This is a genomic window from Pseudomonas sp. OTU5201 (assembly GCF_038440135.1).
In the GTDB taxonomy this organism is placed as follows: Bacteria; Pseudomonadota; Gammaproteobacteria; order Pseudomonadales; family Pseudomonadaceae; genus Metapseudomonas; species Metapseudomonas resinovorans.
Genome location: NZ_JASATC010000007.1, coordinates 23,424 through 44,694, shown reverse-complemented (window position 1 = coordinate 44,694; position 21,271 = coordinate 23,424). Strand labels below are relative to the sequence as shown.

The window sequence follows — 21,271 nt, the reverse complement described above, 5'->3', positions numbered from 1 at the left end:
AGCGGCCACACGCACACCCGCCACGGCGCGAGCCGGGGAAGCGATGAGCGAAGTGGAAGCGAGGTGCGGCATGACAATCTCCAAAGCGAATGCTGGCTAACCTACTGCATCGCCGCACGGCGTTCAATCACTGATTTCTATCGGCGCGCTCGGGCTTTCGCTAACATGCCCGCCATGCGTTTTCAGGAACCCGCCATGTCCGACCTTCCCCACTTTCCCCTGAGCGCAGTCGTCGGTTCCGATGAACTGAAGCTGGCGCTCTACCTCGCCGCCATCGACCCTGCCATCGGCGGCGTGCTGATCGAAGGACCGCGTGGCATGGCCAAGTCCACCCTGGCCCGGGGCATCGCCGACCTGCTACCGGAAGCCCTCTTCGTCACCTTGCCACTGGGCGCCAGCGAGGAGCGCATCGTTGGCACCCTGGACCTGGACGCCGCCCTCGGCGAAGGTCGCGCTCAGTTCTCTCCCGGCGTGCTGGCCAAGGCCCACGGCGGCGTGCTCTATGTGGACGAAGTGAACCTGCTGCCCGACCACCTGGTGGACCTGCTTCTGGATGTGGCCGCCAGTGGTGTGAACCAGGTAGAACGCGACGGCATTTCCCATCGCCACCCCGCCCGTTTCGTGCTGATCGGCACCATGAACCCCGAGGAAGGCGAACTGCGCCCGCAACTGCTGGACCGCTTCGGCCTCAAGGTGCTGCAGAGCGGCCAGCCGCAGCCGGCCGAGCGCGCCGAGATCGTCCGCCGTCGACTCGCCTTCGACGCCGATCCGCAAGGCTTCACCGCCCAATGGAATGGCGCGCAACAGGCCCTCGCCCAACGCTGCCGGGACGCCCGCGCCCGCCTGGCGACCATCCCACTGGACGATGCTGCCCTGGATGAAATCGCCCAACGCTGCTTCGCCGCCGGTGTCGACGGCCTGCGCGCGGATCTGGTCTGGCTGCGTGCCGCCCGCGCCCACGCGGCGTGGCGCGGCGCTGATCGCATCGAGGCTGCGGATATCGACGCCGTCGAGCACTTCGCCCTCGCCCACCGTCGCACTCACACCCCGCCGCCCGCCACACAGCCTCCGCAGTCGCCGCCCGCCCAGTCGCGTACGCAGGCGTCCGGTGGCGAAGGCCAGTGGGGCGAATTGCCCGCACAAGCCGTCCCCATCGGAGAACGGCGCGACCCGCCGCGCTGGCCAAAAAAGCCCTGAGCATCCGCCCGCGCACGGTCACAGGGGCGGGTGCCCGACCCAGACCCGGCACGCTCGGCAACGGTCGCAGCGGCGCTCGCCACGCGGGAATAGAGGGCGCCATCCAATGGCTGCCGACCCTTCTGCGCGGCCGCCCGCGCAAGGCCGCCGATCTCGTCCGCGCGCCACGCAGCCAGTACCCCGAGCAGCTCTGGCTGGTGATCGTCGACGCCTCCGCCTCTACCCGCCGCCATGGCGCGCTGTCCCAGGCCAAGGGGCTGCTGGCCGGGCTCTTCGAAAATGCCTACCGCCAGCGCGCCCGCCTCGCCGTGCTCCACGCCACCGGCCGCCAGCCGCGGTGGCTCTGGCAAGGCAGCAAGGCCTCCCCCGCCCTGCACCATTGGCTCGCCGAACTCGGCGCCGGTGGCGGCACGCCGCTGATCGAAGCCTTGCAGCAATCCGCCCACTGGCTGGCGCGGCGACAACGGCAGAAGCCGGCCGAGGCGCAGCGGATGCTAATTCTCACCGATGGGCGTTTGAAGGACTGGCCGGCGCTGCACCCGCTGGAATGCTCGGCACTGCTGGTGGATATCGAGGGCGGACCGATCCGGCTGGGACGCGCGCAGAAGCTGGCGGAGGAACTGGGGGCAGAGTATCGGCTGATCGCCGAGCTGTGATCCGATGGGTTTCGCTTCGCTCTACGCCATCCTACGAAGCATTCCAACCACGCGATCCGCGTTCGACGGCTATCGCTACGCTGAATGGGCGCGCCCGACCCCCGCTACGGTTTCATCAACAACTCCGGCACCTGCCGCCCTTCGACGATACGCTCCTGCACCAGCCTCACGACCTCTTCGGCGGTACGAATCCGGTACCACTCCCCCTCTGGATACAGGCTCGCGGTCGGCCCTTCATCGCAAGGAAACTGGCATTGGGTGCGGGTGATGTGCACCCCGCCTGCGCACTCCAGCTTGCCGGCGGCTTTGAGTTGTTCGCGCAGGCTTTTCCACAGCGGCAGGGCGCCGCGACGGGTGCAGCGGGGACCGTTGCACAGCAGCAGGCGGCGGGCGTGGGGCGGGATGCAGGACCAGGAGTGGTGCTCCGGCAGTTGCGGTACATCGACACAGGCCAGATGCAGTTCGGTGCGCTCGACCAGGGCGCAGGCGGCGCCGGCCGGGTCGGCGTCGTACTGGCCCAGCAGGCTGGCGGCGAAGAGCTGCTCGGGCGCTTGCAACCCGCTCAGTTCGCTGCGCAGCCAATCCAGATGCTGCGCGGAAGATTGCGGATCGAGATCGATCACCAAAAGCGGACGCTCGCTTGCCTGCACTTGCTGCCAGAGGAGGTCGTGACCGCCGCTGGTGTCGACTATATCGGCCAGCGCCGCCTCGCCACGCAAGGCAACGAGCTGGCGGCGGAAGAGTTCGGCGAAAGAGCCTTCGGCAAGGTCCGGCCCGGCGAACAGCACGCGGGCGTAAGGTGTTGCGGTCATGGGGTTTCCAGATGGATGGCGAGGGCCTGCCAGAGGCCTTCGACGGAATCGAATTCACGGGCCACGGGCGGCAGCTCCGGGCGCTTGAGGATCAGTACCGGCAGCCCCAGCTCGCGGGCCACTTGCAGCTTGGGTTCGGTGGACTGGCTGCCGCTGTTCTTGCTGATCAGCACATCGCAGTGCAGCCGCGCGAACAACTCACGCTCGCCGTCCAGATCGAAGGGGCCACGAGCGCCAATCACCTCAAAGCGTTCACCCGCCGCTTCCCCCTGCAGGCAGCGCACTGTCCAGTACTGCTGCGCCGGGATCTCGTGCAGGTGCTCCAAGGGTTCGCGGCCGAGGGTGAAGAAGGGGCGACGGAAACGCTTCAGGGCTTCGATCAGCTCGTCCCAATCGACCACCTCTTGCCAGTCGTCATCCGGGCCCGCCTGCCAACCGGCGCGACGCAGGGCCCAGCAGGAAATGCCCGCCAGTTCGGCCGCCGCTGCGGCGTTCCGGCTCATCTGTGCAGCATAGGGATGGGTGGCATCGACCAGCAGATCGATGCCCTCCTCCGCGATGAAGCGCGCCAGCCCCTCGGCGCCGCCGAAGCCGCCAACGCGCACCTGACAGGCCAGGTCATTCGGCACCTTGCCGAGGCCCTTGAGGCTGTAGACATGCTCGGTGCCGAGGCGGCGCGCCAGCGCCAGGGCTTCGCTGACGCCGCCCAGCAGAAGGATGCGTTTCATCGTTGCTCCACAGCCTCGCCGACGATATTGCCCTGGCGATCGATGGCGAAGACTTCCAGCGCCACGCTGGCCGGCACCGTCTTGCGGGCGAAGGCCAGGGCGCGGGCGCAGACCGCATTGCCCAGGGGAATGCCGGCGTCATGGGCCATGACCAGCGCCAGCTGGCTGGTATTGGCACCGCACATGGCCGCCTGCAATTCGGCGCTTGCGCCCAGTTCGGCGGCCCACTGCGCCAACAGCGGCAGATCGATGCTGGAGTTGCGGCTGTGCAGGTCCATATGGCCGGCGGCGAGTTTGCTGATCTTGCCGAAACCGCCGCACAGGCTGAGTTTTTCCACGGGTGCCTTGCGCAGGTGCTTGAGCACGGCACCGGCAAAGTCGCCCATCTCGATCAGCGCGGTGTCGTTCATGTGGTAGCGACGGCGCATGGTGTCTTCGCTGGCGTTGCCGGTGCAGGCCGCCAGGTGGGTGAAGCCATTGGCGCGAGCGACATCGATGCCCTGATGGATCGATGCGATATAGGCCGAACAGGAGAACGGCCGGACGATGCCGGTGGTGCCCAGGATGGAAAGGCCGCCGAGAATACCCAGGCGCGGGTTCATGGTTTTCAGCGCCAGTGCCTCGCCGCCCTCGACGCAGAGGGTCACTTCGAAGCCGCCGGCAAAACCGTGGTCGCAAGCGAGTCGAGTGAGGTGCTCAATCATCATCTGCCGGGGCACCGGATTGATCGCCGGCTCGCCTACGGCCAGCGTCAGGCCGGGTTTGGTGACGGTGCCGACGCCGGGGCCGGCGTGGAAGCGCACCCCCGGCTCGGTAGCCAGGCGCACCTGGGCGTAGATCAGGGCACCATGGGTCACGTCCGGGTCGTCGCCAGCGTCCTTCAGGGTGCCTGCCTCGGCGCCACCCTCGATCAAGCGGCAGAACTCCAGGCGCATCAGCACCTGCTGGCCCTTGGGCAGGACGATCTCCACCGCATCCGCCGCCACGCCGCCCAAAAGCAGGCGCGCCGCCGCCAGGCTGGTGGCCGTGGCGCAACTGCCAGTGGTGTAGCCACTGCGCAGGGGGCCGGGTTGTTCGGGGGTTTCGTCACGCATGGAGAATGGCGGGTCCGCTCAAGGGGTTTACCTAGGGATCACTTTGTCACTTCAAGCAAGGTAATCGGCAACGCCGAACGCCAGGTATCGAAGCCGCCCAGCGGCTGTGCCTGGGCGATGGCGATGCGGGTGAGTTCGCCGCCGTGCAGCTCGCGAAAGGCTACCAGCATGGCTTCGCTCTGCAGGGTCACGGCGTTGGCGACCAGGCGGCCGCCGGGCTTGAGCTGGCTCCAGCAAGCGTCAAGCACGCCGGGCTCGGTGACACCGCCGCCGATGAAAATGGCATCCGGCGCAGACAAGCCCTCCAGTGCCATCGGGGCCTGACCGGCGACCAGTTGCAGGCCGGGCACGCCAAGGGCATCGCGGTTGTGGCGGATATGTGCCTGGCGGCCTGCGTTGGCTTCGACGGCAATGGCACGACAACCCGGGTGCGCGCGCATCCACTCGATGCCGATGGAGCCACAACCGGCGCCGACATCCCAGAGCAGCTCACCCGGCCGCGGTGCCAGCCGCGCCAGGGTGACGGCGCGGACATCACGCTTGGTGAGCTGGCCGTCGTGGCAATAGGCGTCGTCGGGCAGGCCTGTGGTCAGCGGCAGCGAGCGAGTGCCTTCGTCGGGGTGGACTTCGACCGCCAGCAGATTGAGCGCGGCAGCCTGGGTGAGGGACCAGTCGCCGGCGATGCCGTCGATGCGTCGTTCACGTTCGCCCCCCAGGTGCTCCAGCACGCTGAGCCGACTCGGGCCAAAACCACGCTCAGTCAACAACGCGGCGATGGCCGCCGGGCTGCTGCCGTCATTGCTCAGCACCAGCAGGCGGGCGCCGTCGTACAGGTGAGCATTCAACGCAGCCAGGGGACGGGCGACGACCGAGAGCAAGGTCACGTCCTGCAACGGCCAGCCCAGCCGCGCGGCGGCCAGCGAGTAGGACGATGGTGCCGGGATCACCCGCATCTCCTCCGCAGCCACCTGCCGCGCCAGGCTGGCGCCGACACCGAACAGCATGGGGTCGCCGCTGGCCAGCACGCAGATCGGCGTGCCGCGCTGCTCCAGTACCGGTGCCAGGGAAAAAGGGCTGGGCCAGGGGCTGCGGCGCGCGCGGATGCAGTGCGGCAACAGGTCAAGCTGGCGCGGGCCGCCGACCACTTCGGCGGCGCCCAGCAACGCACGGCGCGCGGCCTTGCCGAGGCCCGCGTAGCCGTCCTCACCTATTCCCACTACCGTCAGCCAGGGCTGCATTCGCTGTCCTCGATTCCGAAAACGCCACGGCTGATCGGCTCCCGACAGGCAGCCTTTTCATAGGTCCGGGCAAAGCGGGCATAATAGCGCCCTTCATCGGTCGCTGGCGCTCACCTGACGAGTCCCAGCCTAAGAGGGAACACGGTCGAGCCGTGGCTGCCCCCGCAACTGTAAGCAGCGAGTCCATGCATTTCAGGCCACTGAACCCCGTTCGGGAAGGCCGCAATGGATGATGACCTGCCAGCCAGGAGACCTGCCGGTGGAACCAGTCGCGTGTGGTCGCATCGAGCGGGGTGTATCGGTGCAACGTTGTCCCTGACTCAGGGGCCCGGGTCGCCGCGACGCCAACCATGGTGACCTGAGTGAAGCACGCCCGGCCCACATCGCTATCCATACGCCCCTCGGCCTGCCCGGGGCTGCTGCGTATCGTCCAGGCGAAGGACGGCGGGATCTGCCGGATCAAGCTGCCCTGCGGGCGCCTGAGCTCGGTTCAGGCCCGCGCCATCGCGACGGCCGCGAGTGCCCACGCCGGGGGCGTGATCGAGGCCACCAACCGTTCCAATCTGCAGATTCGTGGTGTGAAGCCCGGCACCGAGCAGGCGCTGATCGACGCCCTCCTGGCCGCCGGCCTGGGCGCAGGCTCCCCCGGCGCCGACGATGTGCGCAATCTGATGGTCAGCCCGCTGGCCGGCCTGGATGCCTCCGCCCTTATGGATAGCGCGCCGCTTGCCGGGCAAATCCTCGCCCTGCTGCAGGACAAGGCGCACTTCCATGCCCTCTCGCCCAAGTTCGCCCTGTTGCTCGATGGCGGCGAATCCATGGCGATGCTGGAGCATCCCCACGATCTCTGGCTGTCGGCCATGGGTGACAGTAAACACGCGTTGTTCGCCTTCGGGCTCGCCGGCTGCCCACCACGAGCCGCCGACGACGCCCCCGCCCTGGCTGCCGTGCCGCGCGATCAGGTTCCAGCGCTGGTGGAAGCCGTGCTGGAACTGTTCCTCGAACTGGCCCGGCCCGAGCAGACACGCATGCGCCACCTGCTAGCCGAACACCCGGAGGGCGACTTGTTGTTGCGCCTGCAACAGCGGCTGGACGTACCGCTGCTGCCGGCCGGCGACTGGCGCCGCGCCGCCCCACAGCCCTTCGCCCATCTCGGTATTCGCGATGGCCTCCACGTGGGGGGTGCGCCCGCGCTCGGCCGCCTGACTGCAGCGCAACTCAAAGCACTGGCCGATCTCGCCGACAACCTGGGCGATGGCAGCCTGCGCCTGACGCCCTGGCAATCGGTGCTGCTGCCCAACGCCCGTGATCCCGAGGCGGCCCTGCGAGCGATGCAAAAGCTCGGTATGGCCACCGATGCGAGTGCGCCCCTGGCGCGACTGATCGCCTGCACCGGCTCCGCCGGTTGCGCCAAAGGCCTGGCCGATACCAAGGCCGATGCTCTGGCTCTGGCGCCGCTGCTGCCGCCAGACGCGGTGGTTCATCTCAGCGGCTGCCCGCGCTCCTGCGCCGCCGCCCATGTGGCGCCCTTCACCCTGCTGGCCAAGGCCCCGGGCCGCTATGACCTCTATCAGCGCGGCGGTACCGGCTTCGGCCGATTGCTGGCGCGCGACATCAGCCTTCAGGACGCCGGCGAACGCCTGGCCTCCCCTCCTGACACCTGGAGTTCCACCCCATGATCGAGTACATCCGCGATGGTCAGGAGATCTATCGCAACTCCTTTTCCATCATCCGCGCCGAAGCCAACCTCGCCGGAATCCCCGCCGACCTGGAAAAGCTCGCAGTGCGGGTAATCCACGCGTGCGGCATGGTCGACGTGGTGGAAGACCTGCGTTTCTCCCTCGGTGCCGGAGCGGCCGGGCGCGCGGCCATTGCCAATGGCGCGCCGATCCTCTGCGATGCGCGCATGGTGGCCGAGGGCATCACCCGCGCCCGCCTGCCGGCGGACAACCCGGTCATCTGCACCCTCAACGACCCGGGCGTACCAGAGCTGGCGCGCGAGTTGGGCAACACCCGCTCGGCAGTGGCGCTTGAGCGCTGGCGCGAACACCTGGAAGGCAGCGTGGTGGTGATCGGCAATGCCCCCACCGCGCTCTTCTACCTGCTGGAGATGCTCGACGCAGGTGCACCGAAACCGGCGCTGATCCTCGGCTTCCCGGTGGGCTTCGTCGGCGCGGCGGAGTCCAAGGACATGCTCGCCGCCGACAGCCGTGGTGTGCCCTATGTAATCGTGCGGGGCCGCCGCGGTGGAAGCGCCATGGCGGCAGCGGCGGTCAACGCCCTGGCCACGGAGGTGGAATGATGACCGGCAAAGGACGGCTGATCGGCCTCGGAGTAGGCCCCGGCGACCCGGAACTGATCACGCTCAAGGCGCTGCGCCTGCTGCAATCGGCGCCGGTGGTGGGCTATTTCGTGGCCAAGGCAAAGGCCAACCAGGGCCAGGGCGGCAACGCCTTCGGCATCATCGAACAGCATTTGACCGAAACCCAGCAGCGCATGCCGCTGGTGTATCCGGTGACCACCGAAAAACTGGAACCGCCGCTGTCCTACGAGACGGTGATCAGCGACTTCTACGACACCGCCGCCGAGCAGGTAGCCCGGCACCTGGACGCCGGCCGCGACGTGGCGGTGATCTGCGAAGGCGACCCCTTCTTCTACGGCTCCTACATGTACCTGCACGATCGCCTGGCCGAGCGCTACGAGGTGGAAGTGGTGCCCGGCGTCTGCTCCATGCTGGGCAGCGCGGCGGTGCTCGGCCTGCCCCTGGTGTACCGCAACCAGAGCCTCTCGGTGCTCTCCGGCGTGCTGCCGGAAGATGAACTGAAGGTCCGCCTGCGCGATGCCGAAGCCGCCGTGGTGATGAAGCTCGGGCGCAACTTCGACAAGGTGCGCCGTGTCCTCCAGGACCTCGGCATCGCCAGCCGTGCCCATTACGTGGAGCGCGCCACCATGGCCAACCAGCGCATCGTGCCGCTGGATGAGGTGGACCCCATGGCGTCGCCCTACTTCTCGATGATCGTCATTCCCGGTCAGAAGTGGAGAGGTTGATGGAGCAGCACAACGCCCCGGCCATCATCCTGCTCGGCAACGGCGGCCTGCCAACGGCTCGACGCATCCAGGCACTTTATCCACAGGCACGCGTGCTTGGCCTGAATGGCCGCGTCGAAGGCGCGGACGAAGGCTATGCCGAGTTCGGCGACACCCTGCGTGGGCTGTACAGCAGCGATACGCCGATCATCGCCCTGTGCGCCGCTGGCATCGTCATCCGCACCCTGGCGCCACTGCTGGCGAGCAAAGGCGCCGAGCCGCCGGTACTGGCAGTCGCCGAAAACGGCAGCGCGGTGGTGCCGCTGCTCGGCGGGCTGGGTGGAGTCAACCGCATGGCGCGGGAGATCGCCGCCACGCTGGACGTGGCGCCGGCCATCACCACCAGCGGCGAGTTGCGTTTCGGCGCCTGCCTGCTGGACCCGCCAGCGGGCTACGCCCTGGCCGACATCGAACAGGGCAAGCGCTTCGTCTCCGACCTGCTGGGCGGCGAAGCCGTGCGCGTGCAGGGCGATGCGCCGTGGCTCGATGAAGTCCGCCTGCCCCTGGCGGATGAGGCGCAACGGGTTATCCACATCACCGCCGAAGCACGTCCACCCGAGCGCCACGAACTGCTGATCCACCCCCGCGTGGCGGTAGCGCGAATCGATGGCGAGGCAAATGCCGATATCGTGCGCCAGGCCCTGATGGATGCAGGCCTGGCGCCGCTGTCCCTGGCCTGCCTGCTGGCAGATCGCGAGCGCATGACTGACACCGTATTGGCAGCGACCGCCACCGAGCTAGGCGTGCCGCTGCGCTTCATTATCGAAAAAACCGCCCTGCCGCCCCTGCACCTGCACGTTCACGGCATTCGTCTCTATCGGGCTGATGAGCCGCTGGACCCGGCCCTGATCGGCAAGCCGCGCGGGCGCCTGACTGTGGTCGGCCTTGGCCCGGGCGCCGCCGAGTTCATGGTGCCGGCCGCACGCCAGGCGCTGGACGAGGCCGAGGACCTGCTGGGCTACGAGACCTACATCCGCATGGCCGGCCCATTGCGCCCCGATCAGGTGGCGCACTGCACCGACAACCGCGAAGAACTGCAGCGGGCCCGCCATGCCTTCGAGCTGGCGGCCAGCGGTCGCCGCGTGGTGGTGGTGTCGTCCGGTGACCCGGGCGTCTTCGCCATGGCCGCCGCCGTGCTGGAGGCCCTGGACGAATCCCGCGATCCGCAGTGGTTGCAGGTCCAGTTGCAGGTGTTCCCCGGCGTCTCCGCGGCGCTGGCCACTGCCGCCAAGGCGGGAGCGCCCCTGGGCCATGACTTCTGCTTGCTGTCGCTGTCGGACAACCTCAAGCCCTGGGAAGTGATCGAGCACCGTCTCGACCACGCCGCCGCCGCCGACCTGGCCATGGCCTTCTACAACCCCATCTCCAGGGCGCGCCCTTGGCAACTGGGCCGCGCGCTGGAAATCGTCTCCCGACATCGCCGGCCGGAAACGGTGGTAGTACTGGGTCGCGACATCGGTCGCCCGGCCGAGAAGCTCACCCTCACCAGCCTCGGCGAGCTGACCCCGGAGCAGGTCGACATGCGCACCCTGGTGATCATCGGCTCCTCGCTGACCCGGCGTGTGCCGAAGGGCAATGGCGAGGATTGGGTGTACACGCCGCGCTGGTATCGCTGAGCGGCTGCGTTATCTCCCTGCGAAACCCATCGACGCCGCCCGATGGGTTTCGCTTCGCTCGCGAAACCCATCAGCGATTCCCCCGCGAACCATTCCGACAGTGGTGCCGCCCCGGCACACGGCGCAGTTGTAAAAGCCCCAGCAGTCGAGGCAGGCCAGAGCTTCGATCTGACCCGGGAGGGCATCCGCCCGGTGCAACAACTGGACTTCGAGGCCGGGGCCTGGGTCGACGGGCTGATCGTCACCCGCGACATGCGCCTTGCAGACTTCCTCGCCGAAGTCTCGCGCTATCGCCATGGCCACCTGGCCTGCGCCGAAAGCATCCATGACCTGCGTCTCTCCGGCGTGTTCCGCCTGGACGACACCGACAAACTGCTGGCCCTGCTTCCACGCACCCTGCCGGTACAACTGCACTACCGCACCCGTTGGTGGGTGACGGTGGAGGCCAGGGCCTGAGCGTTCTGGCGAAGAACTCACTGTGTAGGGGCAATGCGGCTGCTTACAATACGCAATGCAGACCGAGGCAATTCATTCGCCATGCGGCCGACGGCCTTCCCGTCGAGGTCCTTTGGGGGCAACTGCGCCGCCCTTGGCGATTGAAATCGCCCCTACAGGATTGACCTTTGAATTTTCTGGCGGGTTTTTCCGCCTGCCATGGCAAAGGGAATGAATTCAAGCTGCGCCATTCCCGCTGGGGCCCTGGATGAGGCGCTGAACCGCTTCGCCCGCGAAGCCGGCATCAACCTCTCCGCCACTCCGGCGCAAACCCGCGGCCTCAGTACCCAGGGCCTGAATGGCACCTACTCGGCGCAAGCCGGCCTGGCGCAATTGCTCGACGGAACCTCGCTGCAGGCAGAGAACCTCGGCGGCGGCAGCTTCGTGCTGCGCGACGTGCCGGCCTGACGCTGATGAACCGCTACATCAGTGGCGCACCGCGAGCATTCGCCGCGACTTCAGCAACAACGAGTTCGACGAGAACCGCCTGATCATCAACTATCCCCTGTCGATTCTCTGAGTTATCCGCACTGACTCGGATCGCCCCCTCTCCCTCAGGGAGAGGGCTGGGGTGAGGGCGGCTGGGCCCACAGGACAATACGAAACCCGAGATCGCTGGGTTTCGTTCCTCTACCTGACCGACAAAAACCTGGGGAGACGAAAAAATCGGCGCACTCGTGGTGCGCCATCACTGCGAATCTGCAGCTCAATTTCGTGGGAGGAAACGGCGTCCGGCTTGTGGCCGGGGCCGCATAGTGGGGCCGCCCGACGCGACCACCGCTATGGGGAGCGGGCGAGTTCAGACCACCGGGGTCAGCACCTCGCCCTTGTCGAGGAATGCCCGCAGGTTGGCGAACACCAGTTCTTCCATCTGCAAGCGGGTATCACGGCTGCCGCTGCCGACATGCGGCGCCAGCACCACGTTGTCCAGTGCGAAAAGTGCCTCGGGTACATGGGGCTCGGACTCGAACACATCCAGCCCGGCACCGCCCAGACGGCCTTCGGCCAGGGCGGCAACAAGCGCCGGCTCGTCCACCACCGAACCCCGGGCAACGTTGATGAGAATGCCCTCCGGCCCCAGGGCCTCCAGCACCGCGGCAGAGATCAGATGATGTGTGGCAGCGCCCCCGGGGCAGGTCAGCACCAGGAAGTCCGCCCAGCGGGCCAGCGCCTGCAGGTCCGGCTCGAAACCGTAGGGGGCGTCAGCGTCCGGTCGGCGGTTGTGGTAGCGCACCAGCATGTCGAAGCCCCCCGCTCGGCGCGCGACATCCTTGCCGATGCGGCCGAGGCCGACGATGCCCAACCGCTTGCCGCTGACCTTGCTCGCCAGGGGGAAGTTGCCAGCCGGCCAAAGACCGGCACGCACGAAACGATCCGCCGCACTGATATGCCGCGCGCAGTCGATCAGCAAGCCCATGGCCAGGTCGGCCACGCAGTCGTTGAGCACGTCCGGCGTGGAGCTGACCTGGATGCCACGCTGGCGCGCCGCATCGATGGCGATGGCGTCGTAGCCGACACCGAAACTGCAGATGGCGCGCACCTTGGGCAGTCGCTCGAGCATGGCGGCGGAGCAGCCGAAACGCGCCGAGGTGACCACCACCTCGAACGCGGTGCCGTGCGCATCGAGAAAGGCCAAGGCATCGCCCTGCTGCCACAGCGGCACAACGTCATGCTCATTGGCCAGGCGCTGGTTGAAGCGCTCGGTCAGCGGGCCGACGTGGAGGATCTTGGGCTCCATCCGGAATCTCCGATGCGACGCCGGTAACTCAGGTCACCGGCGCGGGGTTGAACAGGGTCAGGTCGTTGTGCAGCCGGTGCTTCTCCGCCCAGGTGTGCTCACGACCGCTGGCCACGTCCAGGTAGTAGCGGAACAGCTCCCAGCCCATCTCATCCAGTGTGATGCGTCCGCTGGTGATGCGTCCGGCGTCAACGTCGATCAGGTCGGGCCAGCGCTCAGCCAGTTGGGTGCGCGTGGAGACCTTGATCACCGGCACCATGGACAGGCCGTAGGGCGTGCCGCGTCCGGTGGTGAATACATGCAGGTTCATGCCGGCGGCCAGTTGCAGGGTGCCGCAGACGAAGTCGCTGGCCGGGGTCGCGCAATACTGCAGGCCCTTGCCGCGCACGCGCTCGCCGGGAGCGACAACGCCAGCGATGGCGCTGTTGCCGGACTTGGCGATGGAGCCCATGGCCTTTTCGACGATGTTGTTCAGCCCGCCCTTCTTGTTGCCGGGCGTGGTGTTGGCGCTGCGGTCGGCCATGCCTCGGGCCAGGTAGCGGTCGTACCAGTCCATCTCGCGCACCAGCGCCTGGGCCACTTCGGGGGTCGCGGCGCGCGGGGTGAGCAGGTGGATGCCGTCTCGCACTTCGGTGTTTTCCGAAAACATCACGGTGGCGCCGGCGCGCACCAGCAGGTCAGCGGCCACACCCAGGGCGGGGTTGGCGGTGACGCCGGAGAAGGCATCGCTGCCGCCACACTGCATGCCCAGCACCAGCTCGGACGCTGGGCAGGTTTCCCGCCGGCGCTGGTCGAGGACCTTCAGGCGGTCCTCGATCATGCCCATGATCTGCTCGACCATGCCGGCGAAGCCGCTGGCGGAATCCTGCAGGCGGAACAGCCAGGCTTCCTCGTCCTGGCCGGCGGTGAGCTCATCGCCCGGCATCAGGTGTTCGGCCTGCAGCTTCTCGCAGCCAAGTCCGATCACCAGCGCCTGGCCGCCAAGGTTGGGATTGCGTGCGATGTTGTGCAGGGTGCGGATCGGGATCACCGCATCCGGTGCATTGATCGCCACGCCGCAGCCGTAGCTGTGGGTCAGTGCGACCACGTCATCGACATTGGGGTATTTCGGCAGGACTTCCTTGCGCACGCGGTCGACGCAGTGATCCAGCACGCCGGTTACGCACTGCACCGTGGTGGTCACACCAAGGATATTGCGCGTGCCGACACTGCCGTCCGGATTGCGGAACCCTTCGAAGGTGTAGCCGGGAAGCTCCGCCATGGGCGCAGGCACGGCAGTGGCCATGGGCAGGTTTTCCAACCCCGGCGCTTCGGGAATGCTCAGCAGTTCCTCGCGTACCCAGCTGCCGCGGGGAATGGGCGTCAAGGCATGGCCAATGACGGTGCCGTAACGCAGCACGGCGCCGCCAGCAGGAATGTCCACCAGGGTGACCTTGTGGCTCTGGGGAATGGATTCACAGGTGACCAGGCCATCGGGAAACTGGCCGCCTTCGGCGACGCCCTGTTCGTTGACCACGATGGCGACGTTGTCGTCCGGGTGCAGGCGCACGTGGCGAGGCGAGTCCTGGTGTTGGATCAACTGCATGGCTGACTCCGTTGTTCTGAGTTCAGGCATCGACGGTGGGCTGAAGCCCACCCTACGGCACTGACTCTGTTGTTGTTCTGTTGTCCGCACGTCTAACCGGGTGGATCACGCTTCACCGATCCACCATCGGAGGTGGGATCACCCGCCAATGGTGGACATGAAGAGCGATGTCCACCCTACGAGTCTGCTTCAACGCACCAGGCAGGGACGCTTGTTGTTGAAGGACCAGTTCGGCACCAGGTACTGCATGGCGATGGCGTCGTCGCGAGCGCCCAGGCCCTTGGACTTGTACAGCGCGTGGGCCTTGGCCAGTTCGTCCATATCCAATTCGATACCCAGGCCCGGCTTCTGCGGCACCGCCACCTTGCCGCCTTTGATACGCAGCGGCTCCCTGGTCAGGCGCTGGCCGTCCTGCCAGATCCAGTGGGTATCGATGGCGGTGATCTTGCCCGGCGCCGCCGCGGCGACGTGGGTGAACATCGCCAGGGAGATGTCGAAGTGGTTGTTGGAATGGGAGCCCCAGGTCAGGCCCCAGTCGTTGCACATCTGCGCGACGCGCACCGAGCCTTGCATGGTCCAGAAGTGCGGGTCGGCCAGGGGGATGTCCACCGATTGCAGGGAGATGGCGTGGCCCATCTGGCGCCAATCGGTGGCGATCATATTGGTGGCGGTGGGCAGGCCAGTGGCGCGGCGGAACTCGGTCATCACCTCGCGGCCGGAGTAGCCGTTCTCGGCACCGCAGGGGTCTTCTGCGTAGGCCAGCACACGGTGCTGGTCGCGGCACAGCCTGATGGCGTCCTTCAGGGACCAGGCGCCATTGGGGTCGAGGGTGATGCGAGCCTCGGGGAAGCGTTCGGCCAGTGCGGTGACCGCCTCGATTTCCTCTTCGCCGCGCAGGACGCCGCCCTTGAGCTTGAAGTCGTTGAAGCCGTAGCGGGCATGGGCCGCCTCGGCCAGGCGCACGACCGTTTCAGGGGTCAGCGCCTCTTCGTTGCGCAGGCGGAACCAGGCGTCATCGGCGTCCACTTCGCTGCGGTAGTCGAGCTCGGTCTTGTTGCGGTCGCCGACATAGAACAGGTAGCCGAGCATTTCCACTTCGTCGCGCTGCTGGCCTTCGCCGAGCAGGGCGGCCACCGGCACTTCCAGGTGCTGGCCGAGCAGGTCGAGCAAGGCCGCCTCCAGGGCCGTGACGGCATGGATGGCGATGCGCAGATCGAAGGTTTGCAGGCCACGGCCACCGGAGTCGCGGTCGGCGAATGCCTGGCGCACCTGGTTGAGCAGGCGTTGGTAGTTGCCGATGGACTGGCCCACAAGCAACGCGCGGGCATCCTCCAGGGTCTGGCGAATGGCTTCTCCGCCGGGAACCTCGCCCACGCCTACATGGCCGGCGTTGTCCTTGAGAATCACCACGTTGCGGGTGAAGTACGGAGCGTGGGCGCCGCTGAGGTTGAGCAGCATGCTGTCCTGACCGGCCACCGGCACGACGGTGAGCTCGGTGATGCGCGGGGTGCTGCTGGGCAGTTGGTGCTGAGTCATCTTGCTGTCCTTCTCGGGTTAACGGGCCGGGCTGGCGGCGGTTGTCTCGGGAGCGGTCGCCGTGGCGCCGGCTTCAGGCTTTTCGCCCTTGAGTTCGACACGCTTGATCTCGCCGACGATGAACAGGTAGCTGAACGCGGCGATGAAGGCGTTGACGCCAACGAACACCAGGGCCCACTTGAAGGAGCCGGTGGCGGCGATGATGTAGCCGATGACGATGGGGGTGGTGATCGAAGACAGGTTGCCGCAGGTGTTGAAGATGCCACCGGACAGGCCGGCGATCTGCTTGGGTGAAGTGTCCGACATCACCGCCCAGCCGAGGGCCCCGATGCCTTTGCCGAAGAAGGCCAGGGCCATGAAGCCCACCACCATCCAGTCAGCGTCCACGTAGTTGCAGAGGATCATGCTCATCGACAGCAGCATGCCGCAGACGATCGGAGTCTTGCGCGCCACACTGAGGGAATGGCCACGGCGCAGCATCCAGTCGGACAGCACACCGCCAAGCACGCCGCCGATGAAGCCGCAGATGGCCGGCAAGGAGGCGATGATGCCGGCCTTGAGAATGGTCATGCCGCGCTCCTGCACCAGGTACACCGGGAACCAGGTAAGGAAGAAGTAGGTGAGCGCGTTGATGCAGAACTGGCCCAGGTAGATGCCGGCCATCATGCGGTTGCTGACCAGTTGCTTGATGTGCTCCCACTTCGGCCCGTTGCCCGGCAGCTTGCGGTTCTGGTCCATGTCCACCAGGGCGCCGTTGGCGGCGATGTGGTCGATCTCCGCCTGGTTGGCCAGCGGGTGTTCCTTGGGGTTGTAGATGAACTTCAGCCAGACCCCGGAGAACAGGATGCCGATGGTGCCCATGACGATGAAGACGTGTTCCCAGCCCAGGCTGTGGACGATCCAGCCCATCAGCGGGGCGAAAAGTACTGTGGCGAAGTACTGCGCGGAATTGAAGATGGCGGACGCCGTGCCGCGCTCGGCGGTGGGGAACCAGGCGGCGACGATGCGCGCGTTGCCCGGGAAGGACGGCGCCTCGGCGAAGCCCACCAAAAAGCGCAGCATGAACAGGGTCGCCACCGACCAAGCGATCGGCACCATGTCGACGAAGCCCTGCAAGAGGGTGAACAGCGACCAGGTGAAGATGCTGAAGGCGTAGACACGCTTGGAGCCGAAGCGGTCCAGCAGCCATCCGCCCGGGATCTGGCCGAGCACGTAGGCCCAGCCAAAGGCGGAGAAGATGTAGCCGAGCATGACGGCGTCGATGCCGAGCTCCTTCTGGATGGCGGAGCCGGCAATGGAGATGGTGGCGCGGTCGGCGTAATTGATCGTGGTCACCAGGAACAGCATGAACAGGATCAGGTAACGCACACGGGATTGTTTGAGTGCTTCGCCCATGGTTCTTCTCTCTGAATTGTTCTTGTCGAAGAACTCACGCGGATCTTCGCGCGAGTGTCGTAGTGCATTCCGCAAGCAGCGGGTGGGGTTCAGAACCTCGGTTTGTGGATTGTCCGGGCCGGGTCGTACTTGCGCATCTGCCGTGCGTCATTCCGACTTCGGCTCTCGATGGAAGGTGACAGCTCGTGACACCCGGCCAGGAGGACGTGGAGGGTGGACGCGCCCTGAAAGCGACCGCTACGGGCACGTGACAGCGATGCATCGCGCAAGGCGATGGGTGTGACTCTGACTCGTTCGATCTTCACGAGCATTTCCTACCTGTGCTTGTTGTTGTACCGGTAGTCCCTGTTGAAGCGCGGGGCAGGCCCTGCCCCACGTTTTTCTGACGCGTCGGATCAGCTCCCGATGTAGGTGGTCTTCACCGTGGTGTAGAACTCCTGGGCGTAGCGACCTTGTTCGCGCGGGCCGTAGGACGAACCTTTGCGACCACCAAACGGCACGTGGTAATCCACCCCGGCAGTGGGCAGGTTGACCATGACCATTCCGGCCTGGGCGTGACGCTTGAAGTGGTTGGCGTGCTTGAGCGAGGTGGTGGCGATACCGGCGGACAGGCCGAACTCGGTATCGTTGGCCAGCGCCAGCGCCTCATCAAAGCTGGCGACGCGGATGACGTTGGCCACCGGGCCGAAGATTTCCTCGCGGCTGATGCGCATGCCCGCCTCGCTATCGGCGAACAGTGCAGGCGCCATGAAGTAGCCCTCGGTGTCGCAGCGCACGCGCTCGCCACCGGCCACCAGGCGCGCGCCTTCGTCGCGGCCGATGTCGATGTAGCGCAGGTCCTGTTCCAGTTGCGCCTGGGACACCACAGGGCCGACATCGATGCCGGTCTGCAGAGCGTGGCCCACGCGGATGGCACGCATGCGCTCGGCCATCGCCTCGACGAAACGGTCGTGGATACCGGCGGTGACGATCAGGCGGCTGCTGGCGGTGCAGCGCTGGCCTGTGGAGTAGAAAGCACTCTGCACGGCGAGCTCGACGGCGGTCTTGAGGTCGGCGTCATCGAGGATTACCTGCGGGTTCTTGCCGCCCATCTCCAACTGGACCTTGGCACCGCGAGCGACGCAGGCGGCAGCGATGCTGCGGCCGACGCCGACGGAACCGGTAAAGCTGATGCCGTCGACGCGTGCGTCATTGACCATCGCCTCACCGACTACGCGGCCACTGCCCATCACCAGGTTGAACACGCCAGCGGGGAAACCGGCGCGGGAGATGATTTCGGCCAGCGCCCAGGCACTGCCCGGCACCAGGTCGGCGGGCTTGAAGACCACGCAGTTGCCGTAAGCCAGCGCCGGGGCGATCTTCCAGGCCGGAATGGCGATGGGGAAGTTCCAGGGCGTGATCAGGCCGATCACACCCAGGGGTTCGCGGGTGACCTCCACCGAGACACCGGGCCGTACCGAGGGCACGACTTCGCCGGACAGGCGCAGGCACTCACCAGCGAAGAACTTGAAGATGTTGCCGGCGCGGCTGACCTCGCCAATGGCTTCGGGCAGGGTCTTGCCCTCTTCCCGCGCCAGCAGGGTGCCCAGCTCTTCGCGGCGGGCGAGGATCTCGCTGCCCACCTTGTCAAGCGCGTCGGCGCGGGCCTGGATGCCGGAAACGGACCAGGCCGGGAACGCCGCGCGGGCGGCTTCGATGGCCTGGGCCACCTGGGCGGCGTCAGCCTGGGCGTACTCGCCCAGGCAGTCGGAGAGGTCGGAGGGGTTGATGTTGCGCGAGTAGCCGCTGCCAGCCACCCACTCCCCACCTATGTAATTGTCGAAGCGTTTCTCAGTCACGAGCCTTCTCCTGGTTGCGGATTACTGCGCGCCCTGGGCGTCGATCAGCGCGGCGAGACGCTCGTACTCGTCGGGCAGCAAGTCGGTCAGCGGTGCGCGGACCGGACCGGCGTCATAACCGGCGATTCGCGCGCCGGCTTTCACGATGCTGACGGCATAGCCCGCGCGGCGGTTGCGGATTTCCAGGTAGGGCAGGAAGAAGTCGTCGATCAGCTTGCCGACGGTTTCGTGGTCGTCACGGGCGATGGCGTTGTAGAAGTCCATCGCGGTCTTCGGGATGAAGTTGAACACCGCAGAGGAATACACCGGCACGCCAAGTGCCTTGTAGGCGGCTGCATAAACCTCGGCGGTAGGCAGGCCGCCCAGGTAGCTGAAGCGGTCACCGAGACGACGGCGGATGGCGACCATCAGTTCAATGTCGCCCAGGCCGTCCTTGTAGCCAATCAGGTTCGGGCAGCGCTCGGCCAGTTGTTCCAGCAGCGCCGGAGTCAGGCGGCAGACGTTGCGGTTATAGACCACCACGCCGATGTTCACCGACTTGCAGACCTGCTCGACATGGGCGGCCACGCCTTCCTGACTCGCTTCGGTCAGGTAATGCGGCAACAGCAGCAGGCCCTTGGCACCAAGGCGCTCGGCTTCCTGGGCGTACTGGATAGCCTGACGGGTGGGACCGCCAACACCGGCGAGGATCGGCACGCTGCCGGCGCAGGTGTCGACGGCAGTCTTGATGACGGCGGAGTACTCGTCCGGCGCAAGGGAGAAGAACTCACCGGTACCGCCCGCGGCGAAGAGCGCCGAAGCACCGTAAGGCGCCAGCCATTCCAGGCGACGGGCATAGGTGTCGGCGCGGAAGTTGCCGGCAGCGTCGAAGTCCGTAACGGGAAAGGACAGCAGGCCGGAGGAGAGGATGGACTTGAGTTCTTGTGGATTCATTATTCGAGCACCCTGCGAAGCGGTTTGAGTGGAGCCGGCAATTCGGCCTGAGAGATACGTTATCGTACAACTAAAAAGATTGCCAACCCCCACTCATCCCTCTGTTCGCTCTTCGCCCGCTTTCCAGGCGCGGCGTTGGCCGGCATCCTTCCAGTCCATGGAAAGGCTCTATATCAGGACTTAACCCCTAAAACGGCCGCCATCAGAGGATTCGAGGGCGGCAAGAAACCTGCCTTGCGTGCCTGGTCCTGCGACCAGGCGGCTCCAGCAGTGCGCTGAAACAATCCAATTAGTTGTACGACAACATATAACATAGACTCGAAATCGACAACCGGGGGAATGAGAAAAAGCGATTCGCCCTCCTCCGCCGCGACCGTCGGACTCACGAACGGGAATCGCAGGGTGGGCCGGGCGGCGCTCCGCGTAGGGCGGGCTTCAGCCCACCACCGAACTCGGGAAGGGATCATCGGCCAAGCGCACAAACAACAAGGGCCGCATGATGCGGCCCTTGTCCCGTACGGGCCGGCCTCAGCCGTGGCGGGCCTTCTCGGCCTCTTCGTGGGCCTGGCGCAGACGCTCGCGGCTGTTGGTCAGGTGCAGGCGCATGGCTGCCCGGGCCGCGTCGCTGTCCTGGCGGGCAATGGCCTCATAGATATCCTCGTGCTCACGGCTCAGGCGAGCGAGGTAATGCTCCCGATCGTCATGGGCGATACGCGCCGAGTTGAGCCGGGTGCGCGGAATGATGCTGGTGCCCAGGTGGGTCATGATGTCGGTGAAGTAGCGGTTGCCGGTGGCCAGGGCGATCTGCAGGTGGAACTGGAAATCCGAGGCCACCGCATCGGTGCCATGGGCTGCGCTGAGGAAGGTGTCCAGCGCTTCGCGCATGGCGGTCAGCTGCTCAGGACTGCGGCGCTGTGCAGCCAGCCCGGCGGACTCCACCTCCAGGCTGATGCGCAGCTCGAGAATGGCCATGACATCGCGCAGAGTGACGATGGTCGCCGGGTCGATGCGGAAGCCACTGGGGCTCGGGATATCCAGCACGAAGGTGCCGATGCCGTGGCGGGTTTCCACCAGGCCGGCCGCCTGCAGCCGTGAAATGGCCTCGCGCACCACAGTGCGGCTGACACCCTGCGCTTCCATGATGGCCGACTCGGTGGGCAGCTTCTCACCTCGCTTGATCACACCATTCTGGATCTGCTGGGAGAGCTCGGTCACCAGCTCCTGCGCCAGGCTGCGGTGCTTGCGCCGCGGGCGTTGCTGGGGGCTTGGGTTGTCCATCGTGAAGGTCGATCCGGCTAGAACTGAGCGACCATCATAGCCCAC

17 protein-coding genes, 3 pseudogenes and 1 riboswitch are annotated in these 21,271 nt (G+C 66.5%); of the genes and pseudogenes, 9 read left to right on the top strand and 11 right to left on the bottom strand.

Going from position 1 to position 21,271, the window contains the following annotated elements; all coding sequences use genetic code 11:
- Positions 1-195: 195 nt before the first annotated feature.
- Both AAHM40_RS06320 and AAHM40_RS06315 read left to right on the top strand, forming a co-directional pair.
- Positions 196-1,197, top strand: coding sequence for an ATP-binding protein (locus AAHM40_RS06320; RefSeq protein ID WP_342243881.1), 1,002 nt, complete (start codon positions 196-198; stop codon positions 1,195-1,197).
- Positions 1,179-1,853 (top strand): vWA domain-containing protein, encoded by a 675-nt coding sequence (locus AAHM40_RS06315; protein ID WP_342243976.1) that lies wholly within the window; start codon positions 1,179-1,181, stop codon positions 1,851-1,853. Before AAHM40_RS06320 ends, AAHM40_RS06315 begins: the two co-directional genes overlap by 19 nt.
- Before the next feature lie 104 nt (positions 1,854-1,957).
- On the opposite strand, the gene AAHM40_RS06310 is transcribed toward AAHM40_RS06315, so the two are convergent.
- From AAHM40_RS06310 to cbiE, 4 genes are read right to left on the bottom strand one after another with little or no spacing between them, the layout of a single operon-like run.
- Positions 1,958-2,665, bottom strand: a complete 708-nt coding sequence (locus AAHM40_RS06310; RefSeq protein WP_342243880.1) for a (2Fe-2S) ferredoxin domain-containing protein — start codon at positions 2,663-2,665, stop codon at positions 1,958-1,960.
- The gene (locus tag AAHM40_RS06305; protein WP_342243879.1) at positions 2,662-3,393 is read right to left on the bottom strand and encodes a cobalt-precorrin-6A reductase; all 732 of its coding nucleotides are present in this window, start codon (positions 3,391-3,393) and stop codon (positions 2,662-2,664) included. The genes AAHM40_RS06310 and AAHM40_RS06305 overlap by 4 nt, the downstream gene beginning before the upstream one ends.
- The gene (locus AAHM40_RS06300) at positions 3,390-4,487 is read right to left on the bottom strand and encodes a cobalt-precorrin-5B (C(1))-methyltransferase (RefSeq protein WP_342243878.1); all 1,098 of its coding nucleotides are present in this window, start codon (positions 4,485-4,487) and stop codon (positions 3,390-3,392) included. Before AAHM40_RS06300 ends, AAHM40_RS06305 begins: the two co-directional genes overlap by 4 nt.
- A 38-nt stretch (positions 4,488-4,525) precedes the next feature.
- Positions 4,526-5,725: a precorrin-6y C5,15-methyltransferase (decarboxylating) subunit CbiE gene (gene cbiE / locus AAHM40_RS06295; protein ID WP_342243877.1), complete on the bottom strand. Its 1,200-nt coding sequence runs from the start codon at positions 5,723-5,725 to the stop codon at positions 4,526-4,528.
- An 80-nt stretch (positions 5,726-5,805) separates the two neighbouring features.
- Positions 5,806-6,000: riboswitch (cobalamin riboswitch) on the top strand.
- A gap of 87 nt (positions 6,001-6,087) precedes the next feature.
- On the opposite strand from cbiE, the gene cobG reads away from it, so the two are divergent.
- The 7 genes and pseudogenes from cobG to AAHM40_RS06260 all read left to right on the top strand — a co-directional run.
- Entirely contained in the window at positions 6,088-7,404 is a 1,317-nt protein-coding gene (gene cobG, locus AAHM40_RS06290) for a precorrin-3B synthase (RefSeq protein WP_342243876.1), read from the top strand.
- Positions 7,401-8,027 (top strand): precorrin-8X methylmutase, encoded by a 627-nt coding sequence (locus AAHM40_RS06285; RefSeq protein WP_342243875.1) that lies wholly within the window; start codon positions 7,401-7,403, stop codon positions 8,025-8,027. The genes cobG and AAHM40_RS06285 overlap by 4 nt, the downstream gene beginning before the upstream one ends.
- Complete coding sequence (locus AAHM40_RS06280) at positions 8,024-8,773, top strand: precorrin-2 C(20)-methyltransferase (protein WP_342243874.1); 750 nt, start codon at positions 8,024-8,026, stop codon at positions 8,771-8,773. Before AAHM40_RS06285 ends, AAHM40_RS06280 begins: the two co-directional genes overlap by 4 nt.
- A complete protein-coding gene (cobJ, locus tag AAHM40_RS06275; protein ID WP_342243873.1) occupies positions 8,773-10,428 on the top strand; it encodes a precorrin-3B C(17)-methyltransferase in 1,656 nt (551 codons plus the stop codon). The genes AAHM40_RS06280 and cobJ overlap by 1 nt, the downstream gene beginning before the upstream one ends.
- 117 nt (positions 10,429-10,545) lie before the next feature.
- Positions 10,546-10,884 (top strand): annotated as a pseudogene (locus tag AAHM40_RS06270) (peptide ABC transporter substrate-binding protein); the annotation flags it as partial.
- Positions 10,885-11,109: 225 nt separating this feature from the next.
- Positions 11,110-11,328: pseudogene (locus AAHM40_RS06265) on the top strand (STN domain-containing protein); the annotation flags it as partial.
- A gap of 22 nt (positions 11,329-11,350) precedes the next feature.
- Positions 11,351-11,443, top strand: a pseudogene (locus AAHM40_RS06260) (OprD family outer membrane porin); the annotation flags it as partial.
- 279 nt (positions 11,444-11,722) lie between these two features.
- Here AAHM40_RS06260 and AAHM40_RS06255 read toward each other — a convergent pair.
- The 7 genes from AAHM40_RS06255 to AAHM40_RS06225 all read right to left on the bottom strand — a co-directional run bounded on the left by AAHM40_RS06255 (position 11,723) and on the right by AAHM40_RS06225 (position 21,226).
- On the bottom strand, positions 11,723-12,661 hold the full coding sequence (locus AAHM40_RS06255) for a 2-hydroxyacid dehydrogenase (protein ID WP_342243872.1): 939 nt from the start codon (positions 12,659-12,661) through the stop codon (positions 11,723-11,725).
- Positions 12,662-12,689: 28 nt separating this feature from the next.
- Positions 12,690-14,246: a galactarate dehydratase gene (garD, locus tag AAHM40_RS06250; RefSeq protein WP_342243871.1), complete on the bottom strand. Its 1,557-nt coding sequence runs from the start codon at positions 14,244-14,246 to the stop codon at positions 12,690-12,692.
- 189 nt (positions 14,247-14,435) lie between these two features.
- Positions 14,436-15,782: a glucarate dehydratase gene (gene gudD, locus AAHM40_RS06245; protein ID WP_342243870.1), complete on the bottom strand. Its 1,347-nt coding sequence runs from the start codon at positions 15,780-15,782 to the stop codon at positions 14,436-14,438.
- Positions 15,783-15,800: 18 nt separating this feature from the next.
- The gene (locus AAHM40_RS06240; protein ID WP_342243869.1) at positions 15,801-17,177 is read right to left on the bottom strand and encodes an MFS transporter; all 1,377 of its coding nucleotides are present in this window, start codon (positions 17,175-17,177) and stop codon (positions 15,801-15,803) included.
- Between the two features lie 395 nt (positions 17,178-17,572).
- Entirely contained in the window at positions 17,573-19,015 is a 1,443-nt protein-coding gene (locus AAHM40_RS06235; protein WP_342243868.1) for an aldehyde dehydrogenase family protein, read from the bottom strand.
- Positions 19,016-19,036: 21 nt separating this feature from the next.
- Positions 19,037-19,948 (bottom strand): 5-dehydro-4-deoxyglucarate dehydratase, encoded by a 912-nt coding sequence (kdgD, locus tag AAHM40_RS06230; protein WP_028629252.1) that lies wholly within the window; start codon positions 19,946-19,948, stop codon positions 19,037-19,039.
- A 528-nt stretch (positions 19,949-20,476) separates the two neighbouring features.
- Positions 20,477-21,226 carry a FadR/GntR family transcriptional regulator gene (locus AAHM40_RS06225; RefSeq protein WP_342243867.1) on the bottom strand — a complete coding sequence of 250 codons (750 nt, stop codon included), beginning with the start codon at positions 21,224-21,226 and terminating at the stop codon, positions 20,477-20,479.
- Between the last annotated feature and the right edge of the window lie 45 nt (positions 21,227-21,271).